The organism is Bacillus sp. AF23 (assembly GCF_020861455.1).
Lineage (GTDB): Bacteria > Bacillota > Bacilli > Bacillales > Bacillaceae > Bacillus > Bacillus halotolerans.
On record NZ_JAJHVY010000015.1, the window covers coordinates 428547 to 450935 of the forward strand.

Here is a 22389-nt window from a genome sequence, read left to right on the forward strand (position 1 = left end):
TAATCCCTCCTAATCCTCGGCCAGCCAGCTTCTCAGCAGTTTTGCAAAGTCTTCAGGCTTATCTTTCGCCATCTTTTCAAGCTGTTTCCGTCTGACTGTTTCCTCTGTTTCATTTTCTTCTTCATTAATATCAGGCAAATTGATAGGCTCCTGAGGCACTTCGTACGTGTATTCCTCAAATTCATCCTCTTGAGCGCGTTTCTTTCTGATAAACATAATGATCAGAATGATGATAACTGCGATCAATACGCCCCCTACGATATACACCCACATTGGGATACCGGAGGATTTTTCCGTATCAGTATCTAGACTTACTTTTCCGTCAAAAGGCTGAACGGAGACAACAATTTTATTATTGATATCTTCATCAGAAAGGTTCTGGTTCTGTGTTTCATCCTTATCCAATGATGTTCTGACAACAGTTGAAAGGATTTTTTGTATATCATCCTGTCTTTCAGTTGATAGCGACGCTGTGTTTTTGGCATCAGGCGGCTCTACCATTACTTGAATCCCTAAATCCCTTACCTTATAAGGGCTTTCAGCTATTTCTTTATGGATTCGGTTAACCTCGTAATTGATTTTATTACTGCTTTTTTCGTAGTTCCCACTTTCGGTATTTTCACCGTCAGCCTGATAGTTTGTTACATCTTCATCACCGGTTCCGGCAGTTCCGCCATTAGCTGCGCCGTCTCCCTGATATGTTTCCGATACTTTTTCAGCACTGACCGCGATGCCTTCCATGTTTTCTTTGTCAACAGGCTCGACGATGTCTTCTGTGCGATTTTCTTTTGTAAAGTCAATATCAGCCGTGACAGAAACAACAACTTTGTCCTGCCCCATCATCGTTCCGAGCAATGACTGAACATGTTTTTGAATGTCTTTTTCAACTTGGGATTTAACTCCCTGCTGCGAAGAATAACTATCAGCGTAGGATCCTGAACCGCTGTCTGTTTTGTCATAGTATGTAGAGTTCTGGTCCATGATGACGATGTTATCTTCTTTTAAGTTCGGCACACTTTTCGATACCAGATGATATAATCCGTTGATCTGGCTTTGGTCCAGAGTGTAGCCAGGCTGAGTCTGCAGGACGATTGAAGCAGATGCTGCTGATTGCTCTTCACCGACAAAGACAGCGTCTTTCGGAAGGTTAATCATTACTTTTGAATTTTTGATACCGTCCATTTCATTAATCAGATTGGATAGTTCCGTTTGTGTGGCTTTGACTTTCACCATATCAAATTCATTATCTGTTAAACCAAAGCCGGCGTTCTGTCCAAAAAATGAGTAATCAATTGATCCGGTTTTAGGAAGCCCTTCTGCCGCCAGCTGAACTTTCAGTGAATCAACCTGATCTTCCGGAACCTTAATGACCGTACCGCCATTTGAAAGTTCGCTAGGCACTTTTTTTGCATCCAATTCCTCTTTGATCTGTCCGGCTTCTTCAGCTGACAAATCTTTGTACAGCGGCGCCATTTTCTGATTAGAAGAAAAAATACTGATAATAATGGCAAGAATGATAATTGCCGCTAAAGCACTAATCATTAAAACCTTTTGTAATTTAGATCTATTTTTCCAAAACTCACTTGTTTTGTTTTTCATTTGCATTAGAGTACGATTCATGTTAACCCCCGGTCATTCCACTCTTTCTCTTTCTCGTCAGACCCCCTACATTTGCATTCTCATAATCTCCTGGTATGCTTCCACAGCTTTGTTGCGGAACTCAGTTGCAGCAGTCAGAGAGATGCTTGCTTTTTGAGCGGCGATCATGACCTCATCAAGATTCACATCTTTTCCTGCAGCCAAGGCATTAGTCATATTGTCAGAAGCTACTTGGGACTCATTTAACGAACTTATAGAGTTTTTTAAAAGCTCCGAAAAGCTTGTTTGATTTGAAGAGTCTGTTTTTTGGCTATTGTTTAATTGATTTGTTGCATTTTGAGTGTTTTGAGTATTTTGAACCTGAAAAGGAGAAATTGCATTGATCACATTCATCACCTTACTTTCCGATTTCTAGAGCCTTCATCAGCATTCCCTTTGAGGCATTCATTGCTGTGACATTGGCCTCATATGATCTCGTACTGCTGACAAGATCAACCATTTCTTTTAATGGATCAACATTTGGCTTTTGAACATATCCTTCAGCGTTTGCATCAGGGTCAGTCGGATCATAGACCAGATTAAAATCAGAGTTATCTTCAGTGATTTTTGTAACCTTTACCCCATTTCCGACATTGCCGCTTCCGCTCATTTTAGAATTCAAAATCGATGAGAACGATTCACCTTTTGACTGAAGCGAAACCATTTTCCTTCTGTAAGGCACCCACTCACCGTTTACCTGCTTGGCTCTTGTCGTATCCATATTCGCCAAGTTAGACGATACAACATCCATTCTGAGGCGCTGAGCTGTTAAAGCTGATGCTGAAACATTTAAGCTTTGAAAAGCTGTCATTATTTCCCTCCTGTTAGCACGGTCTTCAGAGAATTGAATTTGCCGTTCATTCTTTCAACTAAAGCTTGATAGTTAATCTGATTTTCAGCTAGTTCTGTCATCTCTTTGTCAACGTCAACGTTATTTCCATTTTGCTGATAAGATGTATCTCCGCTCGTTACAATTGAATAATTTGAATCAGCATCAGAAAAATCAACATGCCGATAGTCTGTTTTTATAGATTCGAGACGAGAGGATTCTTGATTCAATAAATTTTGGAAAGAGACTTTTTTCGCCTTATAGTTCGGTGTATCTATATTAGCAATATTATTAGTTATGACTTTTTGCTTAATATTCGCTCTGCCCAAGGCATTTTCAAGATTTTGTATCGTTCCAGAAAATAAGCTCAAATCCACTTACCTCCATTTCAGTTTTTTTCACCCTCAATATCCTTGTCGAGATTTGTAAAACCATATGCTTATTGTAAGAAATAACAGGCATAAAGTCTATGAAGTTCGTGTAAAAAAATGTCCTCATATATATCTATTTTATAACTAGGTACATAGTCCTAGATTATTTGAACTACATTTTTTACATTTATATAAGGCTGAAAATAGCTTAATTTCTGTATTTTCCCCATTTATTTCGTCATTTTTCTGTTTTTATGAAGAAAATAATAAACTTTATTAAAATTATTACAAAGAAAGACTTTTCACCCAGGAAATAAAGCTTATTGATTTCCTTTATTTGAACGAAAAGAAGAACCCCTTAAAAAAGGGGTTCTTCTTTTCATTAATGGGATTTCAGGTTTTCTAATTCAATCAGGAATTTGTTGTTCAGCACTTTAATATAAGTACCCTTCATTCCTAATGATCTTGACTCAATTACACCGGCGCTTTCAAGCTTTCTGAGTGCGTTAACAATAACTGAGCGGGTAATGCCGACACGGTCTGCAATCTTACTTGCAACAAGGAGACCTTCGTTTCCGTCAAGCTCTTCAAAGATGTGTTCAATTGCTTCAAGCTCACTATAAGAAAGAGAGCTGATTGCCATTTGTACGACAGCTTTGCTTCTTGCTTCTTCTTCAATTTCTTCTGCTTTTTCTCTCAGAATTTCCATTCCGACAACTGTAGCGCCGTATTCAGCAAGAATTAAATCATCATCATTAAATTGATCCTGTAAACGTGAAAGAATGAGTGTACCTAATCTTTCTCCGCCTCCGATGATCGGCACAATTGTTGTTAAACCAGCTTGGAACAAGTCTCTGTTTTCAACAGGGAAAGCAGTGTACTCACTATTGATGTCCAGGTTAGAAGATGTTTCAGGGACGTTGAACAGATTCTTCGTATATTCCTCTGGGAATTGGCGATCCTCAAGCATTTTTTTCATACGGTCATTTTCAATTTGCTGGTTGATAGAGTAGCCGAGAAGTTTTCCTCTGCGGCTTACAACGAAAATATTGGAATCAATTACATCCCGAAGCGTTTCCGCCATTTCTTTAAAGTTAACCGGTTTCCCTGCCGCAGCTTGCAGCATGGAGTTAATAATTCTTGTTTTTTGTAATAAAGCCATGATAAATGATCCTCCTAAACATTCCTCTTATTAAATTTTCACAATATAAATTGACTTAAATCTTTGTTTTTAGCTATCGTTCCGAGTTTTTCTTCCACATACTGCGGTGTAATCGTTATTTTCTCCATTGTTACATCCGGAGCTTCAAAAGAGAGATCTTCTAACAGACGTTCGAGTATTGTATGAAGGCGTCTCGCACCGATATTATCTGTTTCCTGGTTCACATGATAGGCGACTTCAGCAATCTTATGAATAGCTTCGTCAGAAAATTCAAGAGATATACCCTCTGTCTGCAATAATGCCTGATATTGTTTCAAGAGCGCGTTATCGGGTTCAACCAAAATTCTCACGAAATCGTCAACCGTCAGTTTGCTCAGTTCTACACGAATTGGAAAACGCCCTTGCAGTTCAGGAATCAGATCAGACGGTTTGGCCATATGAAATGCTCCCGCTGCTATAAACAATACATGGTCTGTTTTAACTGAACCGTATTTAGTGACAACGGTAGAACCCTCAACGATTGGGAGAATATCACGCTGAACACCTTCTCTTGATACATCAGCTGAAGATGACGCGCCACCGTTTTTTGCAATTTTATCAATCTCGTCGATAAAGATAATTCCGCTCTCTTCTGCCCGATGGACAGCTTCCTGGCTGACTTCATCCATATCGATGAGTTTGCTTGCCTCTTCATTCGTCAGGACTTTTCTGGCTTCTCTGACTGTCATTTTACGGCGTTTCTTTTTCTTTGGCATCAATCCGCTCAGTGCATCCTGCATATTCATGCCCATCTGCTCCATACCCGAGCCCTGCAGCATGTCAAACATAGAAGGCTGCTGCTCTTCAACTTCTACAGTAACATAGTGGTCTTCGAGCTCTCCTAATGCCAGCTGATGAGCCATGCGTTTTCTTTTTTCTTCAATGTTTGCTTCTTCCTGGCTTTCCGTTTCGTCCTCGCCGTTTGGCTGGCTGCCGCCGAAAAACATTTCAAACGGGTTTTTAACGCCTGATTGTTTTTTCTTCCCTGGAACTAACAGGCGAACAATGCGTTTATTTGCATTTTCTTCTGCCTGTTCCTTCACGTCGTTGATTTTTTCTTCCTTTATAAGACGAACAGAAGTTTCCACAAGGTCTCTGACCATTGATTCAACGTCTCTGCCTACATAGCCGACTTCTGTAAATTTTGTTGCTTCAATTTTGATAAATGGCGCACCTGAAAGCTTAGCGATTCGTCTGGCAATTTCAGTTTTCCCTACCCCGGTAGGCCCCATCATTAAAATGTTTTTCGGAACGACCTCGTCTTTCAGCTTTTCATCCAGGAGACTTCTTCTATAGCGGTTTCTTAATGCCACGGCGACAGCTTTTTTCGCGTTTTGCTGACCGACGATGTATTGGTCTAACCGATCTACAATCTGTCTCGGTGTTAACGGTGTTTTTTCCATGCGCCTCAAGTCCTTTCTATTCAAGCTCTTCCAGTATGATTTGATCGTTCGTGTATACACAAATTTCGCCCGCTGTTTCCAGCGCAGCTCTAGCAATCTCACTTGCAGTCATGCTCTCCCCGGCATGCTTTTTCAGCGCTCTTCCGGCTGCCAAAGCGTAGTTGCCGCCTGATCCAATTGCCAGAATGCCGTCATCCGGCTCGATAACCTCACCAGTTCCCGACACGAGAAGCAAGGTATCTTGATTCATAACGATCAGCATGGCTTCAAGCTTTCTAAGTACTTTGTCGCTTCGCCATTCCTTTGCAAGCTCAACAGCAGCCCGTTTTAAGTTGCCATTATATTCTTCAAGTTTCGCTTCGAACTTTTCGAATAGAGTGAAAGCGTCTGCAACAGATCCCGCAAATCCTGCGAGAACCTTGCCGTTAAACAGTTTTCTTACTTTTCTCGCAGTATGTTTCATTACAACAGCCTGACCAAATGTAACTTGACCGTCTCCGGACATTGCGCTTCGTCCCTTATGCTGTACTGCAAAGATTGTGGTCGCATGAAAAGATGACATAAAGGGCCTCCTTTAATTTTTCTTAAAAGCTCTTGGATGGTGAGACATATATGTGTTTCTCAACATTTCCTTCGAAACGTGCGTGTATATCTGTGTCGAAGACAGATTGGAATGCCCGAGCAGTTCTTGAACGCTCCTCAAATCTGCTCCTTCGTTTAATAGATGAGTGGCGAACGTATGTCGAAGCATATGCGGATGGATATGTAAAGTGCCGGACGCTTTTTTGACAAGCCCGTTTAAAATGTGTCTAATGCCTCGGGCTGTAAGCGGTCCGCCTCTTTGATTCACGAATAATAGATCATGAGGTTCTTTTGCTTTTTTCAGCAAGCACTGTCTTCCGCTATTCATATATAACTTCAACGCTTCGCGGGCGTAAGACCCAAAAGGGATATAACGCTGCTTCTTGCCTTTCCCGTGAACAAGCACTGTATCCATAAATAAATCAAGATCATGAACACTTATGGAAGAGCATTCACTGACCCTCATTCCGGTGGCATAGAGAAGCTCTAATAGCGCTTGATCCCTCATGCCGGTCGGCTGGCTTATATCTGAAACTTCAAACAGTTCCTCAAGCTCTTTTTGATATAGAAACTTCGGTATCCGTTTCTCTTGTTTCGGCAGATGAACAAGCTGGAACGGATTATCATCAACAAGCTTTTCTCGCATCAGAAATTTGTAAAAACTTCTCAATGCAGAAATTTTTTTGCTGATTGTTCTTCTCGATAAACCCTTTTCATAGGCTTCCGTCAAAAAAATTCTAGTATCTTGATATGCAACTTCTTCAAATCCATTTATACCTTGAACGCGCAGGAAAGTCTCGAATTCTTCAATTGAATCCACATAATTCACAATAGTATATTGTGAATAATTTTTTTCAATTTGTAAATATTCAACGAATAACTTTACGAAATTCTTAACATTCTCCATGCCAAATACCTCCCCAGGAAGGGCTTTTAAATGGTATCACAAATCGCGATCAAGTTGCAATCAATACCTATATTGTTTTCGAAATTGTTTGAATTGTCTCGATCGCCCGATTTGCGTACTGTTCATTACGCTCTTTTTTATTTTTAATTTTAACAGGCAAATCTTTCAAAAGCCCAAAGTTTGCATTCATCGGCTGGAAGTTCTTCTGGTTTGTTGTTGTAATATAGTGAGCCATACTGCCTATTGCTGTTTCCTGAGGAAAAGTGACAAGCTCTTCTCCTAAAACGAGTTTAGCCGCATTAATACCTGCTACAAGTCCAGAAGCAGCCGATTCCACATATCCTTCTACTCCCGTCATTTGTCCTGCGAAGAACAAATCGTTCCGTTTTTTAAATTGGTAAGTCGGCTTTAACAAGCTTGGAGAATTAATGAATGTATTTCTGTGCATAACACCGTATCTGACGATTTCCACATTTTCAAGTCCGGGAATCAATTTGAGGACTTCCTTCTGGTCTCCCCATTTTAAATGAGTTTGGAATCCTACAATATTATAGAGAGTTCCCGCCGCATCATCCTGTCTGAGCTGAACGACTGCATATGGACGTTTTCCGGTAACAGGATGCTCTAATCCCACTGGCTTCATCGGTCCGAAAAGCATTGTTTTCTTTCCTCGTTTTGCCATTACTTCAATCGGCATGCAGCCTTCAAAGAAAATCTCTTTTTCAAACTCTTTTAACGGCACAGTTTCCGCTGATGTCAAAGCTTCATGAAAACGGTCAAACTCTTCTTCTGTCATCGGGCAGTTTAGATAAGCCGCTTCTCCCTTGTCATAACGGGATTTCAAATACACTTTATCCATGTCAAGGCTGTCTTTCTCTACGATAGGCGCCGCTGCATCATAGAAGTATAAATAGTCCTCTCCAGTAAGCTCTTTTAACTGTGCAGACAATGATTCTGAAGTTAACGGACCAGTTGCGATAATCGTTGGTCCTTCAGGTATTTCTGTTACTTCTTCATTAACGACGGTAACGTTGGGATGGTTTTTCACCCGGTTTGTCACACTTGCCGCAAATTCATGCCGGTCTACCGCGAGTGCGCCGCCGGCAGGCACTGAGCATTCGTCAGCCGCAGCAATAATTGCTGAATCAAGTGCACGCATTTCTTCTTTTAGTACACCTACAGCGTTAGCAAGTGTATTGGAGCGTAAAGAGTTGCTGCATACCAGTTCTGCAAATTTATCAGTATGATGGGCAGGCGTCTGTTTGACTGGGCGCATTTCATATAATCTGACTTGAATCCCCCGTTTGGCAAGCTGCCACGCCGCTTCACTGCCTGCGAGTCCGGCTCCGATTACATTCACTGTTTGTTGGTTCATCTTTCACATCTCCTAGTTTATTATTCATTGTCTTCTTTTAACACACAAAGAAGGTGAGCAAGACCCTGCTCACCGCTACTTCTGTGGTTCTTCCTTATAATCGCATTCCACGCATTGGACTTGTATGCCTTTTTTGAGCTTTTTCTCAACAAGCATTTTTCCGCATTTCGGACATTTTCGTTCAATTGGTTTGTCCCAGGAAACGAATTCACAGTCCGGATAACGGTCACAGCCGTAAAAAACCCGTTTCTTTTTCGATTTTCGCTCAACAATATTTCCTTCTCCGCAGCTCGGACACTTCACACCGATTTGTTTGACAATCGGCTTTGTATTCCGGCAATCGGGGAAATTGGAGCAAGCTAAGAATTTACCGTATCGGCCCATTTTATATACCATAGGAGAACTGCATAATTCACAATCTTCTCCAGCATATTCTGGTTCAATTTCAACTTCCTTCATTTCTGATTCGGCTTTTTTCACGCGCTTTTCAAAATCGGTATAGAAGTTATCAATAATCTGTACCCATTCTATATTGCCTTCCTCAACATTATCAAGGTCTTTTTCCATTTTTGCCGTAAACTCAACGTTTATGATTTCAGGGAAAAATTCCATGATCAGCTCAAGCACGATCTGCCCTAATTCTGTGGGAACAAACCGTTTATTATCCAAACCAACGTACCCGCGCCGCTGAATCGTATCAAGCGTCGGAGCATAAGTGGAAGGACGGCCGATCCCGAGTTCTTCAAGCGTTTTAACCAAACGGGCCTCAGTATAGCGCGGAGGCGGCTGGGTAAAATGCTGTTCCGGTTCTATGTCCTTAGATAAAACAGTGTCTCCCTCTTGTAAGTCAGGCAGCATCCGGTCTTTTTCTTCCAATTGATCGTCTTTGCCTTCAACATACACTTTCATAAAGCCGGAAAACTTGACTTTACTTCCGTTTGCACGAAAAGTCAAACCGTTGTTTGTCAAATCAACACTCATTGTATCTAAAACAGCAGATGCCATTTGGCTGGCAACAAAGCGCTCCCAAATTAATTTATACAGTCTCAGCTGATCTCTGCCAAGGACTGCTTTTAATTCGCTTGGTTTTCTGAGAACCGACGTCGGACGGATCGCTTCGTGGGCATCCTGAGCATTTTCATTCTTTTTAGCGGGCTTTCTTTTGCCGCCTAAGTACTCTTTTCCGTATGTTTGATCAATAAACGCTGCCGCTTCATCAACTGCTGTATTGGAAATACGTGTTGAATCCGTTCTCATATATGTGATCAGACCGACAGTTCCTTCTTTTCCAAGATCAATTCCTTCATATAATTGCTGCGCAATCATCATCGTTTTCTTCGCTCTGAAATTGAGCTTACGCGCTGCTTCCTGCTGAAGGGTGGAAGTTGTAAATGGCAAGGCCGGATTACGTTTACGTTCCTTTTTAGTTACTTTTTCAACTGTATACTTATTGCCTTTGAGCTGAGAAAGTATGTCCTTTACATCCGCTTCACTCTTTAAAGGAAGTTTTTTGCCGTTTTTACCGAAAAAGCCCGCTTCAAACGTCTCCTGTCCTTTTAAGAACGTGCCGTCTATTGTCCAATATTCCTCTGGCTTAAAGTCGTTAATTTCCTTTTCACGATCAATAATTAACCGGAGGGCAACAGATTGAACACGGCCAGCGCTGAGTCCTTTTTTGACTTTTTTCCAAAGAATCGGGCTGATTTTATATCCGACGAGCCTGTCTAATATACGTCTCGCCTGCTGTGCATCCACCAAATCCATATTGATCATACGGGGATGCTTAAATGATTCTTTAATTGCATCTTTCGTAATTTCGTTAAACACAACACGGCAGTCTGAATGAAGATCCAGATCAAGGCTGTGGGCCAAGTGCCATGCAATCGCTTCCCCTTCTCTGTCGGGGTCGGCTGCGAGATAAACTTTTTTAGCTTTTTTGGCAGCCGTTTTCAGCTCTTTTAGTACCGGACCTTTACCTCGAATGGTTATATATTTCGGTTCGAAATTTTGTTCTATGTCAACTCCCATTTGACTTTTTGGAAGATCCCGGACATGTCCCATTGATGCTTTCACTTTATATTTTTTACCTAAGTAACGTTCAATCGTTTTCGCCTTAGCGGGCGATTCCACGATGACTAGATAATCAGACATTTTCATCCCCCTCAAGAGGTGTTCTCTCTCTTCAAGTATTTCAAATTTTATTTTATATTTGCAGCTGTCTTTATTTGGCTTTCAACATTTCATTCTTTATGATGAACGATTATTTAAATAGAAAACAATATGCAACTTTAAATCCTCACTATTATTAAATATTACAATGCTGTTTGTCAAACGATAATTCAAAAGGGTTCCGTATATTGAACGTTTTTCTCAGGAAGCTCTGCATAAATATCCTCTGCTGACCATATGGCTTTAGCCCCCTCTTGAATCAATTTTATAGGACCTCCGGCGTAAGGATCAAATACAGAACCGGGTACGGCAAATACTTCTCTCCCTTGTTCCAGCGCTTGGTATGCGGTAATCAAAGAACCGCTTTTTTCTTTGCCCTGCACAACAATAATGCCCTCACTTAACCCGCTGATGATACGGTTTCTCATAGGGAAATGCCATTTTTGGGGTTTGGTTTCAGGTGGATGCTCTGACAGAAGAAGATGGTGTTTAGCCATGTGTTCTGCTAATTGAAGATTTTCTCGAGGATAAATGTTCTGAAATCCGCCTGCGATGACTCCGATTGTCCGCCCCTTCGCCTTAATACTTGCAGCATGGGACAATCCGTCAATCCCAGACGCCAGCCCGCTGACAATCACCCACTTTTTATGGCAAAGCTCTATTGTAAGATGATTGACAACCCGAATTCCATAAGCTGTCGGATGTCTCGTACCTACAATTCCTATTTTTCTCCCTTGAGAAAGAAGAGATATATCACCTTTTGCAAACAGCACGGGAGGCGGATCATAAATGGTTTTCAGCCAGAATGGATATTGATCTGAGGATATTGGGATGACATTAATGCCTTGCTGATGATATACAGAGAGTAAATGCTGAAGTTTTGGATATTGTTCTTCTATTTTATTTTTTAGAGCCGCAGCCCTTACTTTGCCGCGTGAAGCTGTTTCTAATGCACATGAAGGATTTGTCAGTGACATTGACGGATCAGCTTTCCACCATTTTAATAGAAGAGACGGGGGTAGTAATTGGTTGATTCTGCAAGTGATTAAACAGGCAGCGGCCTGATCCAATATGAGAACCTCCTTTTAACAGCAAAAGCAGGAACAGCCAAGATGGCTGTCCCTTCTCTATTAATGAGTTTTGCACGTTTCAAATAAATTCTTTTCTTTCAACACTTTAATTAATGTTTCTCCCATGACAGAAGGTGTCTCTGCAACTTCGATTCCGCATTCATTAAGTGTTTTGATTTTTTCATCAGCCGTGCCTTTTCCGCCGGAAATGATGGCGCCTGCATGTCCCATTCGTTTCCCTGGAGGTGCTGTTTTACCGCCAATGAATCCGACTACCGGTTTTGTCATGTTGGCTTTTACCCACTCAGCAGCTTCCTCTTCAGCTGTACCGCCGATTTCGCCGATCATGATGACAGCGTGTGTTTCAGGATCTTCGTTAAACGCTTTTAAAACGTCAATGAAGTTGGTTCCATTTACAGGATCGCCGCCGATTCCAACGGCTGTAGACTGTCCTACACCCGCTTCTGACAGCTGATGCACTGCTTCGTATGTTAATGTTCCTGAACGCGATACAACGCCTACATGACCCTTTTTATGGATATATCCGGGCATAATGCCGATTTTACATTCATCAGGCGTAATGACGCCAGGACAGTTCGGTCCTATTAATCTCGTTTTCTTGCCTTCCATGAAGCGTTTCACTTTTACCATATCTAAAACCGGGATATGCTCTGTAATGCAAATGACCAGATCAAGCTCCGCATCTACTGCTTCCATAATTGCATCAGCTGCAAACGGTGCCGGAACATAGATAACAGACGCATTTGCGCCAGTCGTATGAACTGCATCAGCCACTGTATTAAATACAGGTACCCCTTCCACTTCAGTTCCGCCTTTTCCAGGTGTCACACCGCCCACGATATTTGTGCCGTATTCAAGCATCTGCTTCGTATGGAATAAAGCGGTAGAACCTGTAATCCCTTGTACAATAACTCTTGTATCTTTATTGATAAAAACACTCATTATTTGGTCCCCTGCCTTTCATTCTTTCCTATACTAAAGATACGATTTTCTGCGCACCGTCAGCCATGGATTCCGCAGATGTAATATTTAATCCTGATTCACTAAGGATTTTCTTCCCTAGATCCACGTTTGTTCCTTCAAGACGGACGACAAGCGGCAATGTTAAACCGACTTGTCTTGTCGCTTCCACAACCCCTTCTGCGATGACATCACATTTCATAATGCCTCCGAAAATGTTGACGAAAATCCCTTTAACATTTTGATCAGAAAGAATGATTTTAAATGCTTCCGTGACTTTTTCTGCGGTTGCGCCGCCCCCGACATCAAGGAAGTTGGCCGGTTCTCCTCCATAATGTTTAATGATATCCATCGTGGACATTGCTAGTCCAGCGCCGTTTACCATGCATCCGATATTTCCATCAAGGGAAATGTAGCTCAGATCGTATTTAGACGCTTCAATTTCTTTTGGATCTTCTTCGTCCAAATCTCTGTATTCCATAATATCTTTTTGTCTGTATAATGCGTTGCTGTCAAAATTTAATTTCGCATCAAGCGCCATCACATTCCCGTCTCCAGTTACAACGAGAGGATTGATTTCGGCGATTGAGCAGTCTTTCTCAACAAACGCTTTGTATAGTCCAAGCATAAATTTAGCAGCTTTCCCCACAAGCTCTTTTGGAATATTGATAGCGAATGCAATTTCTCTAGCTTGATAGCCTTGGAGGCCAACAGCCGGATCAATGACAGCCTTTTTGATTTTTTCCGGTGTTTTCTCTGCTACTTCTTCAATTTCTGTTCCGCCTTCTTCAGAGGCCATCAGAACAATTCTTGAAGTGGCACGGTCAAGCACTAATCCCACATAGTATTCCTTTTTAATATCGCAGCCTTCTTCAATAAGTAAGCGTTTTATTACTTGCCCGTCCGGACCCGTCTGATGCGTAACGAGGGTCTTACCTAAAAGTTCTTCGGCATACGCTTTTACTTCGTCTAATGATTTTGCTATTTTTACCCCACCAGCTTTGCCTCGACCGCCAGCATGAATTTGAGCCTTTACGACATAAACCGAGCTGGATAAGTTCTTTGCTTTTTCAACTGCTTCTTCTGCTGTAAAAGCCACTTTACCTTCAGGAACAGATACCCCATATTTTCTGAGGACTTCTTTTCCCTGGTACTCATGGATATTCATTTCCCATCCTCCTAACTTATGTAACAAAACTAAAAATAGACTGCGCTTTCATTCTATATAATACTGGAAGAATTGTCTAGAGTTCGATGCAAAATCTTAAAATCCTTCTAAACATTCAAACTTTTATTTTATTAAAAACATAAATTTCAAGCGGAGAATGGGGAATATTTTAGCTATTTTTTATTTTTTACACTTTCGTCCAATCTGTAAATGAAAGAAAAAATCTCGGCTACCGTTTCATAAAGTGCTTCCGGGATCTGGTCATCCACAGTCAAATGGCGCATTAATTCGACAAGGGTCCGATCTTCTTGGATCGGAACCCCCGCCTTTTTGGCTTCTTTGATAATGTTGTCAGCAACATGGCCCCTCCCGGTTGCAATTACTCTTGGCGCCTTGTCTTTTTTTTCGTCATAATGGAGAGCTACGGCATTCCTTAAAGGCGTTTGCTCGTTCATATTTTCACATCCACTCCCTGATCACTGATGCTTGTTATGTATTGATCAATTGTAGCCTTTTCATCAGATTGAAGGCGTTTTTTAGCGTTAACTCCTGAAAGACTGTAGCCCATTTCTTTGAGCGATTGCTTGAGGGCGGGCACCATCGGATCGATTGCCGACTGAAGTTCAAAGTCCGTCTCAATTGTAATCGTCATGACTTGCTGCTGTATCAGGCAGTCGACAACTGTTTCTTTTAACGTATCCAATTGCAGTAAAAACAAGAGCCGGCAATGGGAAGGATCGAGCTTTCCATCCGCTTCTTTTTGTCCTTTAAACAGAACAGTCATGTCCTGAATCCCCGATTTTGAAAACATCGGAAATGACATCACAATTTGGCTGTAGGAAGGATGATCCTGCTGCATGAGAAGCTGACCGTTTAATTTATGGAAGAGCTGATCCGCTTCCTGTTTGACAGGTTCCGCTAACTCACGTGACGCTCTGGCAGCATGAAGAGCCATCTTAACTGATTGAATATCATCAGGCAGCACTGCGGCACCTTGTTCTAACGCTTTAATAAATGCAAGCTCATCTCGAGCGCCTATTGCCATTTTCACTTTGGATAAGAAAGAAAGAACATCTGCCTTATCCGCCAAATTAGGAGCTGTTTGCTGAACAGCCTTTAAAAACACTTCTGCTTCTTGATCCGTGACTTGCGCGGCCTGTAAAGCAGATGCTGCTGCCTCAGGCTTATTTTGACTAGAGGAAACAACAGCCTTTATCCAATTCGCTGCTTCTTTTACGATTGGATTGCCGTTTTTATCCGCAGCTTCCGTCAGAGTGGCCAGCAGCCTTCCTGCTTCTTTCATTGAAATGTCTGAGACAGTTTTAGCGGCACCGTCTCGTGTGTTTCGCTGCTGCTCCTGCGGGTTTGCAGGCGCCCAGTTTGCCTTTCCTGCGGAGCCGTCTGCTGCGCTAAGCTCCCGGTTTCCAGCTGTACTGACTGAAGAGGCAGATCTGTTATGATCCGTTAACGAGATAAGCTTCTCGATAAGACGTTCTGCATGGACATCTGTTTCGCTATTAAAAAGTGCCGTAACGGCTTCTTTTAGCTTTGTCAGCGCCTGGCTCGGCTGAGGATTTTGATGAATAGCCTGAATCAGCTGAGATAGGTGCTGATGGAGCGGTACAGGCGATTTGACAGCATGAACTCCGCTCAAAACATCGGGGTGAACGGGGAGATCCCGCTTTAAGGCAAATAAAACTGTTTCGATGGCTTTTTTTGTGTCTGTCGCAGGCAGCGTGTCCATCCAGCGGACGGCTGTTTTGATATCATTTTCTGTGATGGGTGTTTTGCTTTTCAGCATTGCGCCAGCCATCATAAGGGATGCGTTTGACGGCTTCACTGAAATAGCGTTTAGAAGCTTGCCCGCTGCATCCTGAATGGTTTTGGGATTTTGGTCAAAGCTTTGCACAACCTGGAGACGGCCTGTCTGTTCCGCTGGTTTTTTTTCGTAGGAAAACCAGTAATACGCCTGAGGACGAAGCTGGGTTTCAAGTTTGCCTTGAATCGTTTGATTCCCTACTTGGATCAGTGCATGCTGGTCCCCTAATAAACGAAGCACTTTCCCTAAAAGGAGACGCTTTACGGCATTTGATTCGTCGGTTGTATGTGATGTTTCCTGCGGAGCTGCAGTGTTTCCAAAAAGGTTTTTGAGCGCCTGCTGTACATCATTTCGTATGTTCATTTTCAAAAGGTGCCTCCTTGTCCATTAGATTATCTGTAAGATTGAACAGGAGCGAAAGTTTTCCGGTGCAAGTCGGTCGGTCCATAAGCTGCGAGCGCTTCAAGATGCTCTTTTGTCCCATAGCCTTTATTTTTATCAAAGCCGTACTGCGGATACTTTTCGGCGTATGCGCTCATCATCCGGTCTCTCGTTACTTTCGCAATACACGCACCTGCTGCGATAGACACGCTCTTGGCATCACCTTTTATAATTGAAGACTGAGACGTATCGAGCGGCAGTGTCATCGCGTCAACGAGCAAATAATCGGGTGTATCGGACAAATCGCGGATTGCTTCGACCATTGCCAATTTTGAGGCTTCATAAATATTGATCTCATCAATAACAGCTGCTTCTACAATTCCTATGCCGACTGCCACAGCTTCTTTCATAATGAGATCGTAATATTCCTCACGCTTTTTTTCTGTAAGCTTTTTTGAGTCTGTGAGCCCAAGTATTTCGCATTCCTCAGGCAGGATGACTGCGCTGGCGACAACCGGTCCTGCCAATGGGCCCCGGCCTACTTCGTCTACTCCTGCAATAAAACGAAACCCCTTGTTTCTCGCAAGCCTTTCATAGGAGGTCATATTCACCCACTGTTCTTTTAGCGCTTTTTCCTTTGCGTGCTTTTTCAGCCATTGCTCTACAAGCGCTTGTACGCTTTTTCTCGGATCATTTTCACACTGGGCAAGAAATGGGTCCTGGTCATCTCTTACCTCTTGCAGACGGTCTCTAATGTCTTTTACGGTTAATGTATTCACTTTCTCTTCTCCCTTACTGTATGTATCGGTCCTGTCAGGAAAAAATAAAGACCCGCATTTCTGCGCGTCTTTACATCGTCGGCTGTTCGAATGACAGCCTCCCGAACTTTTCTGTGCGGATATCACGAATGATCACTTCAGTCGTTTTATCGTAGTTAATAAGCCCACCGCTCATGAGGCAGCCGCGTTTTTCACCTATTGCATCAAACAGCTCCGCGATGTCTTCAGGTATCTCATCGAGCCCGTAGCGTTCTTTAAGCCGTTCAGGATAATGTTCTTCGAGAAAACGGAGGCCAAACACGGCAACATCCTGAAGATTGATAATCGAGTCTTTAATAGCACCCGTGACTGCCAGCCTCAACCCGACAAGCTCGTCCTCAAATTTAGGCCATAAAATCCCCGGAGTGTCTAAAAGCTCTAATTCTTTCCCGACTTTGACCCATTGCTGAGATGTTGTGATACCGGGTCTGTCTCCGGTTTTCGCAATGTTTTTCTTTGCCAGCCGGTTGATAAGCGTTGATTTTCCGACGTTCGGAATGCCGATGATCAGCGCCCGGATCGCTCTTGGCTTTACACCTTTTGCTCTCATCCGGTCAAATTTCTCCTGCAGGATATCTTTTGAAGCCGGAACAATTTGATTTAATCCTTGGCCGTTTACAGAATTAATGGACAGAGAGCGGATTCCTTGGTTCTCAAAGTGCTCTTTCCACTGCTGTGTGACTGCCGCATCTGCTTTGTCAGCTTTATTTAACAGCATAATTCTCGGCTTATTTTTTAAGATGTCTTCAATCATTGGGTTTCTTGATGACATCGGGATTCTGGCATCTACCAATTCATATACAATATCGATTAATTTTAATTTTTCGGTTACTTCCCGTCTTGCCTTTGCCATATGGCCAGGGAACCATTGGATTGTCATGTGACACGAACACCGCCTTTATCTTCTGAGTGTGCAAGATTCTTAGTTGTTCTTTATGTATTTTACGATGCCTGACCGGCATTTTCAAATTCTGTATAAAAAAAGAGCTTGTTACTGGTAACAAGCTCTTTTCGTTCGTTATCATTATCGTCTGATTTCTTTAATACGAGCCGCTTTTCCGCGAAGTTCACGCAGGTAGTAAAGCTTAGCACGGCGTACTTTACCGTAACGTACAACTTCGATTTTCGCGATTTTTGGTGTGTGTACAGGGAAAGTACGTTCAACGCCAACACCGTAAGAAATCTTACGAACTGTGAACGTTTCGCTGATTCCACCACCACGACGCTTAATCACAACACCTTCAAAGATCTGGATACGCTCACGGTTACCCTCAACAACTTTTACGTGTACACGTAAAGTGTCACCAGGACGGAACGTAGGAAGATCAGTACGAAGCTGTTCTTTTGTGATATCTTCAATTAGTTTTTGCATCGTTTTCAACTCCTTCCAACAGATGCTCTTGGCCACAAAACCCGGCACAGCGGAACATCGTTTTCAAGCTTAAACGGATAAGCCCGTTCAAGCCACAAGTAGTATCTTATCACAATTTCATAGCCTATGCAATAAAATCTATTCTTTTTCCCATTCAGAAATCCATTTTCTTTCTTGCTCTGTAAGCGGATAGTCTTTCAGAAGATCCGGGCGTCTTAAATAGGTTCTTCTGATCGATTCTTTATTCCGCCATTCTTTGATTTTAGCATGGTTTCCTGATAGAAGTGTTTCAGGCACTTTTAAACCTTTATAATCTGCCGGTCTTGTATAATGCGGATGCTCCAAGAGCCCCGTACTGAACGAATCCTCTATGTGGGAAGCCTCTTTGCCAAGCACACCCGGAAGCAGCCTGACGACACTGTCAGCAATCATCATCGCAGGCAGCTCACCGCCTGTCAGAACGAAGTCGCCAATTGATATTTCATCTGTCACCAAATGCTCGCGGATTCGCTCATCATAGCCTTCATAATGGCCGCAGATAAACAGCAAATGCTCTTCCTTTGCCAATTCCTCGGCTTTTTTTTGGGTGAAACGCTCACCTTGCGGGCAGACAAGGATAACGCGCGGCGGACTGTCGGCTTTTGAGGCCAGATCCTCAACCGCGTCAAAAACAGGCTGAGGCTTCAGAACCATACCTGCTCCGCCGCCGTAAGGATAATCATCCACTGTATTATGCTTGTTATCAGAATACTCCCGGAAATTGACGATCTGGAACTGCACTGCTTCTTTTTCTTGGGCTTTTTGAAGAATGGATGAACCGAGCACCCCTTCAAACATTTCAGGAAACAGCGTCAAAAAATCGATTTTCATTCGTCTATTAATCCTTCCATGAGTTGAATCTCAATTTTCTTTTCGCTGACATCAATCTGTTTGACGACTGATTCAATGTAAGGGATCAGCGCGTCTTTTTTACCTTTACGACCGATTACCCATACATCATTGGCTCCCGGTGTTAAAATTTCTTTCACCTTTCCGATCAGTTCGCCTTCTTCGGTAAAAACTTCACAGCCGATAATTTCGTGGAAATAAAATTCTCCTTCATTCAGCTCACCCAAATCCTCTTCAGGAACTTTGATGATGGCGTTTTTCAGTTCCTCTACTTCATTCAGGCTTTGTCTTTCTTTAAACTGCAGCAGATGAAATTGCTTATGCAGCCTGTACGTGTTTACCGTTACCTCTATCGGTTCTTGGCGTCCGTCCATAAACAAATACAGCGTGTTGCCCGGCTTGTACCGTTCTTCGGCAAAATCCGTTTTTGAAATGACCCGCACCTCACCTTTAATTCCGTGGGTATTTACAATTTTACCGACATTAAACCATCGCTTTGTCATATGATCACCTCTGGCGAATTTCAATTACTGTTCCGTCTTTTATGACGATGGTGTTTGCTGCTGTTTTCTCATGCCAGTCATCTCCGACTTCAATGGTCAGCAGCGCATCGATTTCCTTTTCTTTCATTTCACTGCCAAGCGGTAATGTATGTACTTGGGTAATTTGAAAATCGATCATTTTCATATTATCTTTTCGTTTTTCTATTGCCTTTTTAAATTGTTCAATTACATCTGGGTTCTGCTGTTCTTTTTCATGTTTTCTAAGCTGAAAATAGAGCTGGCTGCATTCTCGTTCAAGCATTTGCTTCTTTTCTGTGAAAGTAGATAAAAGCTTTTCTTTGCTGCGCTCGGTTAAGACTTGCATAACGACTACACGGTGAATAATTTGCATCGCACCAAGCTCCCTGCTTTTAAAACTTTTTCAAGACCAGACTTTTCTATCTTGTCTTATCTTCTATCAGTTTACCCGTTTTTTGCGTGTAAAAAAAGGGGAGGTGCCGGCCCTCTCCCTTTTAGTCAAATATTTCAAATTGAACTTTCTTAGAAGACTGTGCGCCAGCTGCAAATACAGCTGTTCGAATCGCTTTTGCAGTCCGGCCTTGCTTCCCGATAACTTTACCGGTATCTGACTTATGAACAGATAAGCGCAGCGCAATCTTTTGATCGGTTTCTTCTCTTATGACCCGAATGTCATCTGGATGATCAACAAGCGGCGTCACAATCGTGACAATCAAATCTTCCAAGTGTTGATCAGTCATTACTTGCCTTGTTTAGCGTTGTGGAATTTTTCCATGATTCCTTGGCTAGAGAACAAGTTGCGAACTGTATCAGATGGTTTCGCTCCAGTTTGAAGCCATTTAAGAGCAAGCTCTTCATCGATTTTTACTTCCGCTGGTTTTGCAACCGGGTTGTAAGTGCCGACTGTTTCGATGAAACGGCCGTCACGCGGTGAACGAGAATCTGCTACAACAATACGATAGAAAGGAGATTTTTTTGCTCCCATACGTTTTAAACGAATTTTTACTGCCATTTTACTAGCACCTCCGAAAATATTTCAACAAGATAGTATATTAACAATGATAAAAGTGTTTGTAAAGTGTTTTTTCTTAACAACGGTTTTATCATGTATAACCGATTACATAAAAGGTAACTTAAATCCTTTTTTCTTTCCTTTTGACATGTTTGTCATCTGCTTCATCATTTTTTTCATTTCGTCAAACTGCTTAAGCAGACGGTTGACTTCCTGCACGGACGTCCCGCTTCCTTTCGCAATCCGCTTGCGCCGGCTGGCATTAATGATATCCGGCTGTTCTTTTTCAAGAACGGTCATCGATTTAATGATCGCTTCCACATGATTCAGCTGCTTTTCATCAACTTGAATATTTTTCAAGCCTTTCATCTTACCTGCACCCGGCATCATTTGCAGAAGCTCATCCAAAGGCCCCATGTTTCTGACCTGTCCGAGCTGCTCCAGAAAATCATCCAATGTGAAGCTCATTGTTCTCATTTTTTGTTCCAGCTCTTTGGCCTTGTCTTCATCGACGGTTGCCTGAGCTTTTTCAATCAATGTTAACACGTCACCCATGCCGAGAATTCTTGATGCCATGCGTTCAGGATGGAATGCTTCTAATGCATCAAGTTTTTCGCCTAAACCGGCGAATTTAATCGGCGTGTTTGTCACCGCACGAATGGAAAGTGCAGCACCCCCGCGCGTGTCTCCATCAAGCTTCGTTAACACAACACCGGTTAAACCGAGCTGTTCGTTAAAGCTTTTGGCTACATTCACGGCATCCTGCCCGGTCATTGAATCGACAACCAGAAAGATTTCTTCCGGATTCGCGATTTCTTTCACTTGGGTGAGTTCATCCATAAGCTCATGGTCGATATGCAAACGGCCTGCTGTATCCAAAATGACATAATCATAGTGTTCTTCCTTGGCTTTTTCGATAGCCTGCTTGGCTATTTCTACAGGGCTGACCTGATCACCAAGGGAAAAAACAGGCATGTCGAGCTGCTTGCCTAGCGTTTCCAGCTGCTTGATTGCAGCAGGACGGTAAATATCGGCAGCAACCAGCATCGGTTTGCGATTATGCTTTTTGCGCAGCAGATTTGCAAGCTTACCGCTCGTTGTCGTTTTACCGGCACCCTGGAGACCGACCATCATAATAACAGTCGGCGGCCGCTTCGCAACGGCGATTTTGCTCTCTTCGCCGCCCATCAGCTCAGTCAGTTCCTCTTTAACGACTTTAATGACCTGCTGGCCGGGCGTCAGACTTTTCATGACGTCTTGGCCTACAGCGCGTTCACTTACTTTTTTGACAAAATCCTTGACTACTTTAAAGTTAACGTCAGCCTCAAGCAGCGCAAGACGAACCTCACGCATCATATCTTTTACATCTTGTTCGCTGACTTTCCCTTTTCCGCGGATTTTAGAAATCGTCTGCTGCAGTCGGTCGGCTAATCCTTCAAATGCCATAGTTTGCCGCCTCCTAATCTAATTTCTCAAGCGCTTCAATCAGAGCTGTAATTTCTTCCTTTTCTTCAGTACCGGAAGCAAGCTCCTTCAGCTTATTAAACATCTCTTTACGCTCCTGAAACTTTTTCAAAAGGAGCAGCTTTTCTTCATATTGTTCAAGCATCGCTTCTGTTCGTTTGATGTTATCATAAACAGCTTGTCTTGAAACCTCATACTCTTCGGCTATTTCGCCAAGGGAGAAATCGTCCAAATAATAAAGAGACATATAGCTCTTCTGTTTAGACGTCAACAACGACTGATAAAAATCAAACAGATAATTCATTCTCGTTGTCTTTTCGAGCGACATATGAGCTCTCCCCTTTGTTAAGTCAAATCCCTTTACGATAACTTAGTTTACATGGTTTTAATGTGAGTGTCAAGTTTTTATCTTGTCAAAGC

Annotated in this window: 25 protein-coding genes; all 25 read right to left on the reverse strand. The window is 42.5% G+C overall.

The features are described from left to right. Positions 1–9 precede the first annotated feature (9 nt). The gene (gene fliF / locus LNN34_RS07400) at positions 10–1620 is read right to left on the reverse strand and encodes a flagellar basal-body MS-ring/collar protein FliF (protein WP_059335795.1); all 1611 of its coding nucleotides are present in this window, start codon (positions 1618–1620) and stop codon (positions 10–12) included. Positions 1621–1665: 45 nt separating this feature from the next. Beyond that, positions 1666–1986: a flagellar hook-basal body complex protein FliE gene (gene fliE / locus LNN34_RS07405; protein ID WP_024121395.1), complete on the reverse strand. Its 321-nt coding sequence runs from the start codon at positions 1984–1986 to the stop codon at positions 1666–1668. Positions 1987–1996: 10 nt separating this feature from the next. After that, positions 1997–2449 carry a flagellar basal body rod protein FlgC gene (flgC, locus tag LNN34_RS07410; RefSeq protein WP_044155899.1) on the reverse strand — a complete coding sequence of 151 codons (453 nt, stop codon included), beginning with the start codon at positions 2447–2449 and terminating at the stop codon, positions 1997–1999. Next, positions 2449–2838, reverse strand: a complete 390-nt coding sequence (gene flgB, locus LNN34_RS07415; protein ID WP_044155900.1) for a flagellar basal body rod protein FlgB — start codon at positions 2836–2838, stop codon at positions 2449–2451. Before flgB ends, flgC begins: the two co-directional genes overlap by 1 nt. Before the next feature lie 382 nt (positions 2839–3220). After that, positions 3221–4000 carry a GTP-sensing pleiotropic transcriptional regulator CodY gene (gene codY / locus LNN34_RS07420; protein ID WP_003220850.1) on the reverse strand — a complete coding sequence of 260 codons (780 nt, stop codon included), beginning with the start codon at positions 3998–4000 and terminating at the stop codon, positions 3221–3223. Positions 4001–4038: 38 nt separating this feature from the next. After that, positions 4039–5442, reverse strand: coding sequence for an HslU--HslV peptidase ATPase subunit (gene hslU, locus LNN34_RS07425; protein ID WP_229043051.1), 1404 nt, complete (start codon positions 5440–5442; stop codon positions 4039–4041). A gap of 16 nt (positions 5443–5458) precedes the next feature. After that, entirely contained in the window at positions 5459–6004 is a 546-nt protein-coding gene (gene clpQ / locus LNN34_RS07430) for an ATP-dependent protease subunit ClpQ (RefSeq protein WP_014663962.1), read from the reverse strand. Between the two features lie 12 nt (positions 6005–6016). After that, entirely contained in the window at positions 6017–6931 is a 915-nt protein-coding gene (gene xerC, locus LNN34_RS07435) for a tyrosine recombinase XerC (protein WP_059335797.1), read from the reverse strand. Between the two features lie 67 nt (positions 6932–6998). Beyond that, positions 6999–8306 (reverse strand): FADH(2)-oxidizing methylenetetrahydrofolate--tRNA-(uracil(54)-C(5))-methyltransferase TrmFO, encoded by a 1308-nt coding sequence (gene trmFO / locus LNN34_RS07440; protein ID WP_024121391.1) that lies wholly within the window; start codon positions 8304–8306, stop codon positions 6999–7001. Positions 8307–8381: 75 nt separating this feature from the next. After that, positions 8382–10457: a type I DNA topoisomerase gene (gene topA / locus LNN34_RS07445; RefSeq protein ID WP_044155905.1), complete on the reverse strand. Its 2076-nt coding sequence runs from the start codon at positions 10455–10457 to the stop codon at positions 8382–8384. 188 nt (positions 10458–10645) lie between these two features. Then, positions 10646–11545: a DNA-processing protein DprA gene (gene dprA / locus LNN34_RS07450; RefSeq protein ID WP_059335799.1), complete on the reverse strand. Its 900-nt coding sequence runs from the start codon at positions 11543–11545 to the stop codon at positions 10646–10648. 60 nt (positions 11546–11605) lie between these two features. After that, entirely contained in the window at positions 11606–12508 is a 903-nt protein-coding gene (sucD, locus tag LNN34_RS07455; RefSeq protein ID WP_024121388.1) for a succinate--CoA ligase subunit alpha, read from the reverse strand. A 28-nt stretch (positions 12509–12536) separates the two neighbouring features. Beyond that, on the reverse strand, positions 12537–13694 hold the full coding sequence (sucC, locus tag LNN34_RS07460; RefSeq protein WP_019714397.1) for an ADP-forming succinate--CoA ligase subunit beta: 1158 nt from the start codon (positions 13692–13694) through the stop codon (positions 12537–12539). 173 nt (positions 13695–13867) lie between these two features. Then, complete coding sequence (locus LNN34_RS07465) at positions 13868–14149, reverse strand: FlhB-like flagellar biosynthesis protein (protein WP_229043052.1); 282 nt, start codon at positions 14147–14149, stop codon at positions 13868–13870. Further along, entirely contained in the window at positions 14146–15876 is a 1731-nt protein-coding gene (locus LNN34_RS07470; protein ID WP_229043072.1) for a hypothetical protein, read from the reverse strand. Before LNN34_RS07470 ends, LNN34_RS07465 begins: the two co-directional genes overlap by 4 nt. A gap of 29 nt (positions 15877–15905) precedes the next feature. Continuing rightward, positions 15906–16673 carry a ribonuclease HII gene (locus LNN34_RS07475; RefSeq protein WP_059335800.1) on the reverse strand — a complete coding sequence of 256 codons (768 nt, stop codon included), beginning with the start codon at positions 16671–16673 and terminating at the stop codon, positions 15906–15908. Between the two features lie 70 nt (positions 16674–16743). Further along, entirely contained in the window at positions 16744–17592 is an 849-nt protein-coding gene (ylqF, locus tag LNN34_RS07480) for a ribosome biogenesis GTPase YlqF (protein WP_010334231.1), read from the reverse strand. A gap of 144 nt (positions 17593–17736) precedes the next feature. Beyond that, positions 17737–18084 (reverse strand): 50S ribosomal protein L19, encoded by a 348-nt coding sequence (rplS, locus tag LNN34_RS07485; RefSeq protein ID WP_010334229.1) that lies wholly within the window; start codon positions 18082–18084, stop codon positions 17737–17739. A 138-nt stretch (positions 18085–18222) separates the two neighbouring features. Further along, positions 18223–18954: a tRNA (guanosine(37)-N1)-methyltransferase TrmD gene (gene trmD, locus LNN34_RS07490; RefSeq protein ID WP_024121384.1), complete on the reverse strand. Its 732-nt coding sequence runs from the start codon at positions 18952–18954 to the stop codon at positions 18223–18225. Next, the gene (rimM, locus tag LNN34_RS07495) at positions 18951–19475 is read right to left on the reverse strand and encodes a ribosome maturation factor RimM (protein WP_044155911.1); all 525 of its coding nucleotides are present in this window, start codon (positions 19473–19475) and stop codon (positions 18951–18953) included. Before rimM ends, trmD begins: the two co-directional genes overlap by 4 nt. A 4-nt stretch (positions 19476–19479) precedes the next feature. Further along, entirely contained in the window at positions 19480–19866 is a 387-nt protein-coding gene (locus LNN34_RS07500) for a YlqD family protein (protein WP_044155912.1), read from the reverse strand. A 121-nt stretch (positions 19867–19987) separates the two neighbouring features. Further along, positions 19988–20233 carry a KH domain-containing protein gene (locus LNN34_RS07505; RefSeq protein ID WP_024121381.1) on the reverse strand — a complete coding sequence of 82 codons (246 nt, stop codon included), beginning with the start codon at positions 20231–20233 and terminating at the stop codon, positions 19988–19990. Next, the gene (gene rpsP / locus LNN34_RS07510) at positions 20233–20505 is read right to left on the reverse strand and encodes a 30S ribosomal protein S16 (protein ID WP_003220815.1); all 273 of its coding nucleotides are present in this window, start codon (positions 20503–20505) and stop codon (positions 20233–20235) included. Before rpsP ends, LNN34_RS07505 begins: the two co-directional genes overlap by 1 nt. 105 nt (positions 20506–20610) lie before the next feature. Further along, complete coding sequence (gene ffh, locus LNN34_RS07515; protein WP_044155913.1) at positions 20611–21951, reverse strand: signal recognition particle protein; 1341 nt, start codon at positions 21949–21951, stop codon at positions 20611–20613. 13 nt (positions 21952–21964) lie between these two features. Then, on the reverse strand, positions 21965–22297 hold the full coding sequence (locus LNN34_RS07520) for a putative DNA-binding protein (protein WP_044155914.1): 333 nt from the start codon (positions 22295–22297) through the stop codon (positions 21965–21967). Positions 22298–22389 lie beyond the last annotated feature (92 nt).

Coding starts and splice junctions, on each gene's coding strand:
- fliF (WP_059335795.1), bottom strand. CDS start 1,620: ATGAATCGTACTCTAATGCAAATGAAAAACAAAACAAGTGAGTTTTGG.
- flgC (WP_044155899.1), bottom strand. CDS start 2,449: ATGACAGCTTTTCAAAGCTTAAATGTTTCAGCATCAGCTTTAACAGCT.
- codY (WP_003220850.1), bottom strand. CDS start 4,000: ATGGCTTTATTACAAAAAACAAGAATTATTAACTCCATGCTGCAAGCT.
- hslU (WP_229043051.1), bottom strand. CDS start 5,442: ATGGAAAAAACACCGTTAACACCGAGACAGATTGTAGATCGGTTAGAC.
- clpQ (WP_014663962.1), bottom strand. CDS start 6,004: ATGTCATCTTTTCATGCGACCACAATCTTTGCAGTACAGCATAAGGGA.
- xerC (WP_059335797.1), bottom strand. CDS start 6,931: ATGGAGAATGTTAAGAATTTCGTAAAGTTATTCGTTGAATATTTACAA.
- trmFO (WP_024121391.1), bottom strand. CDS start 8,306: ATGAACCAACAAACAGTGAATGTAATCGGAGCCGGACTCGCAGGCAGT.
- topA (WP_044155905.1), bottom strand. CDS start 10,457: ATGTCTGATTATCTAGTCATCGTGGAATCGCCCGCTAAGGCGAAAACG.
- sucD (WP_024121388.1), bottom strand. CDS start 12,508: ATGAGTGTTTTTATCAATAAAGATACAAGAGTTATTGTACAAGGGATT.
- sucC (WP_019714397.1), bottom strand. CDS start 13,694: ATGAATATCCATGAGTACCAGGGAAAAGAAGTCCTCAGAAAATATGGG.
- LNN34_RS07465 (WP_229043052.1), bottom strand. CDS start 14,149: ATGAACGAGCAAACGCCTTTAAGGAATGCCGTAGCTCTCCATTATGAC.
- LNN34_RS07470 (WP_229043072.1), bottom strand. CDS start 15,876: ATGAACATACGAAATGATGTACAGCAGGCGCTCAAAAACCTTTTTGGA.
- ylqF (WP_010334231.1), bottom strand. CDS start 17,592: ATGACAATCCAATGGTTCCCTGGCCATATGGCAAAGGCAAGACGGGAA.
- rplS (WP_010334229.1), bottom strand. CDS start 18,084: ATGCAAAAACTAATTGAAGATATCACAAAAGAACAGCTTCGTACTGAT.
- trmD (WP_024121384.1), bottom strand. CDS start 18,954: ATGAAAATCGATTTTTTGACGCTGTTTCCTGAAATGTTTGAAGGGGTG.
- rimM (WP_044155911.1), bottom strand. CDS start 19,475: ATGACAAAGCGATGGTTTAATGTCGGTAAAATTGTAAATACCCACGGA.
- LNN34_RS07500 (WP_044155912.1), bottom strand. CDS start 19,866: ATGCAAATTATTCACCGTGTAGTCGTTATGCAAGTCTTAACCGAGCGC.
- LNN34_RS07505 (WP_024121381.1), bottom strand. CDS start 20,233: ATGACTGATCAACACTTGGAAGATTTGATTGTCACGATTGTGACGCCG.
- rpsP (WP_003220815.1), bottom strand. CDS start 20,505: ATGGCAGTAAAAATTCGTTTAAAACGTATGGGAGCAAAAAAATCTCCT.
- ffh (WP_044155913.1), bottom strand. CDS start 21,951: ATGGCATTTGAAGGATTAGCCGACCGACTGCAGCAGACGATTTCTAAA.
- LNN34_RS07520 (WP_044155914.1), bottom strand. CDS start 22,297: ATGTCGCTCGAAAAGACAACGAGAATGAATTATCTGTTTGATTTTTAT.